Annotated in this window: 4 protein-coding genes and 2 pseudogenes; 3 read left to right on the forward strand and 3 right to left on the reverse strand. The window is 34.3% G+C overall.

Annotation, left to right across the window (positions count from 1 at the left end):
* Positions 1–151: 151 nt before the first annotated feature.
* The 3 genes and pseudogenes from OZD63_RS05455 to gatC form a co-directional block, all read left to right on the forward strand.
* Positions 152–484 (forward strand): annotated as a pseudogene (locus tag OZD63_RS05455) (ankyrin repeat domain-containing protein); the annotation flags it as partial.
* A gap of 301 nt (positions 485–785) precedes the next feature.
* Positions 786–1,712, forward strand: coding sequence for a ribose-phosphate diphosphokinase (locus OZD63_RS05460; protein WP_275008324.1), 927 nt, complete (start codon positions 786–788; stop codon positions 1,710–1,712).
* Complete coding sequence (gatC, locus tag OZD63_RS05465; RefSeq protein WP_015588776.1) at positions 1,702–2,055, forward strand: Asp-tRNA(Asn)/Glu-tRNA(Gln) amidotransferase subunit GatC; 354 nt, start codon at positions 1,702–1,704, stop codon at positions 2,053–2,055. The genes OZD63_RS05460 and gatC overlap by 11 nt, the downstream gene beginning before the upstream one ends.
* A 41-nt stretch (positions 2,056–2,096) precedes the next feature.
* On the opposite strand, the gene OZD63_RS05470 is transcribed toward gatC, so the two are convergent.
* The 3 genes and pseudogenes from OZD63_RS05470 to OZD63_RS05480 form a co-directional block, all read right to left on the reverse strand.
* Positions 2,097–3,359 carry a protein TolB gene (locus OZD63_RS05470; protein ID WP_275008325.1) on the reverse strand — a complete coding sequence of 421 codons (1,263 nt, stop codon included), beginning with the start codon at positions 3,357–3,359 and terminating at the stop codon, positions 2,097–2,099.
* Positions 3,360–3,364: 5 nt separating this feature from the next.
* A complete protein-coding gene (locus OZD63_RS05475; protein WP_274980018.1) occupies positions 3,365–4,999 on the reverse strand; it encodes a ribonuclease J in 1,635 nt (544 codons plus the stop codon).
* A gap of 5 nt (positions 5,000–5,004) precedes the next feature.
* Positions 5,005–5,560, reverse strand: a pseudogene (locus OZD63_RS05480) (hypothetical protein); the annotation flags it as partial.

The following is a 5,560-nucleotide window of genomic DNA, read 5'->3' on the forward strand; positions in this document are numbered from 1 at the left end:
GGTTTTGTTTTCTTTCTGCTACTCTCCAGTATTGGTCTAATTTTTTTAAATTGTTCTTTACTTATATCGCTTGGATAGCTTTTTTGCATAGATATACCTCTTTCTTAACTATGCTTATTTTACCTCATATTTTCGAGATCCTTAACAGGTTCTAACAAAGAAAGACAATAATAACAATGCAGTACTCTTTCCTGCCGCTAATAATTGCCCTGGAAAAGTGATAGAATTCATCATTGAGCAATATATAAAAATCTTTGAGTTAGAGAATTTTATCAACCACAAAAATAATGATGGAATGGATGCTTTGGATATTGTGCTGAATAGTGGAAACGAGAAAGCTATTGAAGTATTAAGATCATATGGAGCAGATATCAAGAATAAGGTAGATGGTAGCATTCAAAAAATTACTGCAGAAAAACCAAGTAGTACCCTAGACAGAGCAGAAAGTGCAGAGGTAGCGCCTCCAATTAAGCAAAGAGTATAAATTTTTATAAAGCGATTATAAATTTCAGTAAGTTGCAGAGGCTCTACAATGGGAAGTGTAGTATGTTAGCAGATACAAATGACTAGATAAATTATATTTCATTAAAGTCATTTATCTTGAAACATAAGCAGGATTTTGTATAGTTGTTTCAATTTGGGTATGTATATTGAAACAACGCGTGAAAATGACAGGTCATTGTACAAGAGGTACCTAATTCACCGACAAGAATGCTAGATAAAGACACTTACATTTCAATTATTTCACAATTTCTGTATAATCTTAAAAACTCAATTAGTGCGTTATGAAGATAATAATAGGTAATGCTAGTAAGGAATTAGGGGAATCAGTAGTTAACCAGCTAGATGTTCAACCATCCTCTGCTTGGATATCAAAGTTTACCGATGGTGAGGTAAATGTAGAAGTAGCAAATGATCTATATAATCAAGAAGTATATATAATACAATCTCTTTCTCCCCCTGTGAATGATAATCTTATGGAGCTTCTGCTTATAATTGATGCAGTAAATAGATTAGAAGCCAAAAGGATAGTAGTAATTATTCCTTATTATGGATATAGCAGACAAGATAGAATTATCAAGAACAATAATATGCAATCTGCTTTAAGTGCTAAATTAGTTGCAAATCTTATTCAAACTGCAGGTGCAAGTAGTGTTGCAGTTATTGATTTGCACTCAAGTCAAATTGAAGGATTCTTTGATGTACCGATAACTAATTTGAACTGCTTTGAAGCATTTGTTGACTCTATACACACGGAAAATTTGGCAATTGTTGCACCTGATGTTGGAGCAATTGGTAGAGCACGTGCTTTTGCAAAGACTTTAGAGGAAAAGTACAAGATAGGGTTAAATGATAAGATTATTGTAGTAGATAAATATAGGGAGAAAGCAGGCACATCTCAAGTAATGAACATAATAGGAGAAGTTGCAAATAAAAATTGTGTCATTGTTGATGATATAGTTGACTCTGGTGGAACATTGTGTAATGCAGCTCTTGCTTTAAAAGGCCACGGAGCAAAGTCCGTAATTTCATGCATCACACATGGCGTGCTTTCAGGAAGTGCAGTTGAGAAAATTTCTTCCTCTTCTTTAGATAAATTAGTGATTACGGATACCATACTTCACAAACTTGAAAAAACTGGTAAAATGGAAGTTGTTTCGGTCGTAGATATTTTAACTCACTTTATCCAAGGAGGTAAAGATGCCAGCTAAGTCAACAGAAGACGTTATTACTTCACTAATAGAATTTGCAAATAAGAGAAAAATAACAATTACCAAAGAAGAAATGCTTAAAATTGCACAGCTTGTAAGGATTAAGTTATCAAATGACGAGATTGATCACTACTCCAAAGAACTGACAATGCTGGATTGGATACATGATACTTTATTGCAAGTTAATACTGAAGGTGTTTCTCCTATGCGTTATGGCAGTATAGACAAGGACATTCATGTACGCGATGATGTTATAAATTCTCAAAACATTAAAAAAGAGATATTGTCCAATACAAAACCTGAGCATGGGTATTTCGTAGTGCCAAAGGTTATAAGCGATTAAAGTAAAGTAAGGCTCATATCAAACCTATAATAGATCTACTTTCAAAAATAAGACCAATCCGGTAAAGAAGCATTTGTGGGAGTGGAAACCATTTTTTGATTTTTCTTTACTAAGTCTACTAAATATAGTTTAGAGTTGCTTGGTGATTCTGTTCTTGTAAAAATGATTTCTCTACCATTTGGTAACCATGCCGGGGATTCAATTTTATGCCCCTCTGAAAGCAGACGTTCTTCTTTGCCATCTGGCTTCATAACTCCTATGTAAAATTTTCCTGACTGAATCTTTGTAAAAGCTATCAGATCTCCTTTTGGCGACCAAACAGGCGTAGCATATCTTCCACTTCCAAAACTAATTCTTTTAGGTTTTTTACTTTTGTTAGTAAAATCGATAACGTACAGTTGCTGACTCCCACTTATATCAGAACTAAAAGCCATATACTTTTGATCTGGAGAAAAAGAGGGAGAAGTGCTTATAGCTGAACCTTTAGTAATTTTTTTTGTTCGTTTACTACTTAAATCCAAAGATAATATATTCGTTTCACCACCCAATGAGTGGGAAATTAAAAGAGATTTACCATCGGGAGAAAATCTTGGTGCAGAAACAACTCCTTCAAATGCGCTGATTATTGATTCAGTGTTATCTTTTAAATTTTTTAATATTATATAACTTTTACCATTTGCGTACGAGATATAAACAATGCCCTTTCCATTTGGTGAGAATCTCGGTGTTGACACAAATCTATCGCCATTTGTTAAGTATTTTATATTACTTCCATCTTGATTCATCACAGCAATTTTACGCACAGATTTGTAGTTGCTATCTTTTTCTTCAGCGACATACGTGATTTTTGTGTTGAAGTGCCCTTTCTCACCAATTAATCTATCATGTATCACATCCGAAACGAGGTGACCAATTTTTCTCCAGTCTTTTGCTGGAAAAACAACTGACTGAGTAAGTAATTCTCTTTTTGTAAAAGTGTCAAATAAACGAAATGATAGCTCTAATGCACTACCAGATATTTCGCTTAAACTTACTGTGACTACAGTATCGCTTTTCCAAGATTTAGATTCAGCTTCCGCGCCACGTTTTACATTAAATAAGCCACAATTAGATAAATTTGTTCCTATTACCTTTGCAATATTTTCGCTTAATTCGCTTTCCAACGCTGTTTTACATGTACATTTAGATACAACAAGACCAATATTACCAACACTGCTTTTTTTTATATCAACATATAAAGCAGCTTTTGTAAAATAAGGAATAAATAACGAAATAAATAACACCAGATGAACGAATAGCCTCATTCATTTCATACCTGTTCTATCTGAACCTCAATTATAGGTCTTTTTAGTAAATATTCCTTTAAGATACTCAATATTGAACTTTCAATCTTATTTTTAATTTTTTTTGTTGGCTGCAAACTAAACAACGACTCAACTTTCTTGACAATTTTCTGTATGGTAGCTGCATCTTCTAGCACTTCAAAAACACCAGGTACAAATACTTTTGGTTTAGCAAGCAATTTATTTTTCTTGTTTACAACTGCTGTTACCACAATAACTCCGGCATCTCTCATTCTTTTACGCATTTTTATAACACTGCTCTCCGGATGACGTAGCAACATACCATCAATACCAAAGTAGTCAACATCAATTGAATCAACCTTTTCTCCGTTCTCCAAATTAACAATATCACCTGGTGCAATCATTATTGCTTTTGCCACACCGCACTCTTTAGCAAATTTTACATGTGCATGCGTGTGAATATATTCGCCGTGAACTGGAATAGACATCTTCGGTTTTATTAAAGAATACATTTCCTTTAGCTCTTCTCTTGTTGGATGTCCAGAAGTATGAACATGCTCTGTTTTTTCAGTAATAACTTCTACCCCCATCTCAATAAAGGCATTGAGCATGTTGTGCGCACGAGTTTCATTTCCAGGAATGATTTTTGACGAAAAGATCATGGTATCACCTTGCTGCATTTTAAATGCTTGATGACTCTTAGCAGCAAGTCTTGCGGTAGCTGCCAGTGGCTCACCTTGACAACCTGTGCAAAGTAGCACCAGTTCTTCCCTTGGAAAATTTACTGCTTCCTTTGCTTCAAGAAACTGAGGAGAATCAGTTAAATAACCACTATCTTGCGCAACTTTCACTATTCTCCATAAAGATCTACCAAGTAAAACTACTTTTCTATTTAGTGCTTTTGCAGCTTGGCTTATCGTTTCAATTCGTGCCACATTTGAAGCGAATAGCGAAACAGCAACTAACTTTTTAGACCGCTTTATTATGTTATAAATATTATTATAAATTTCACCTTCTGACTCAGGGTGATGCTTGCTTAATATATTGGTTGAATCGCAAATTGCTGCAAGCAGGTCACCTTTATCGCCAATTTCTTTTAGACGCTCCATATTAGAAGTTAATCCAACAACAGGTTTTGGATCAAATTTCCAGTCTCCGGTATGGAGTGCACTACCCATTTCAGTGCTAATTAATATTGAATTTGCCTCAGGAATTGAATGAGTTCCATTTATAAACTCGACGGTAAAAGGACCCAAATTTATGCTGCCATTTATGTCTACCTCTTTTACAGGCACTATACCTTCCAATCGAAATTCTTTTAGTTTTTCTTTAAGAAAATTAACCGTAAACTTTGTTGTATATATGGAGCACTGCAACTCTTCCCACAAGTGGGGCACTGCACCGCAGTGGTCCTCATGTGCATGTGTAATTATTATTCCAAGCAAATCTTTTTTTCTTTGAGCAATAAAATCCACATCAGCAATGAGCAGCTCAACACCTGGCATAGTTTCATCTGCAAAACCGATACCAAGGTCGATCATAATCCACTTGCCTTGGTAATGATATAGGCTAACGTTCATTCCGATTCTTCCTACTCCCCCAAGCGGAAGAAATAAAAACTCATTTTTGTTTATATTCATTAATTTTAAATTATTAAAACCTGAGAATAGCAAAACTTCGGTCTTAAATAAAGAAATTTATTGCTTTTACATAGTTTTATAGCTAACCCAAGAAAGGTTTCCCTACCCCTACAACAACATTGCGAGCATTGATTTTTCTCCATATGAAAAGAGTCTGGAAGCTCTTTTACTCTAAACACGATGTTTGCATCCTCAAAATTAATCTCAATTCGCTTAACTAACGTTCTAATAATATCACGTTTAGTTAGCCAGTCTGCATTATTAAGACTTGAGTTAATACTAGAGGAAAACCCCTCTAAATTTGTTACTACTAGAGTTAACTCTTGTGTGAGTTTTTTCTGATCAAATATCTTTTTCTTTTGTTCTTCAACCATTTTTAAGTTTTGTTTCATTGCTTTAATTCTTGGCTCAAATTCTTCTTGATCAATATATTCTTGAGCATAACTATCAATTAACCTTGCAATACCTCGTTTTAATTTATCTTCTTGTGTTTCAAGCAAAGCACTTTTTTGATCTAGTGGTGATTTTTTAAGTTCTGAAAGTCTACGTTTATACTCCTCT

Origin of the sequence: Wolbachia endosymbiont of Drosophila leontia (assembly GCF_028981785.1) — a bacterium.
In the GTDB taxonomy this organism is placed as follows: Bacteria; Pseudomonadota; Alphaproteobacteria; order Rickettsiales; family Anaplasmataceae; genus Wolbachia; species Wolbachia pipientis.

Bases quoted from the DNA above. Each gene is read 5' to 3' on its own strand.
- OZD63_RS05460 (WP_275008324.1), top strand. From the start codon at position 786: ATGAAGATAATAATAGGTAATGCTAGTAAGGAATTAGGGGAATCAGTA.
- gatC (WP_015588776.1), top strand. From the start codon at position 1,702: ATGCCAGCTAAGTCAACAGAAGACGTTATTACTTCACTAATAGAATTT.
- OZD63_RS05470 (WP_275008325.1), bottom strand. From the start codon at position 3,359: ATGAGGCTATTCGTTCATCTGGTGTTATTTATTTCGTTATTTATTCCT.
- OZD63_RS05475 (WP_274980018.1), bottom strand. From the start codon at position 4,999: ATGAATATAAACAAAAATGAGTTTTTATTTCTTCCGCTTGGGGGAGTA.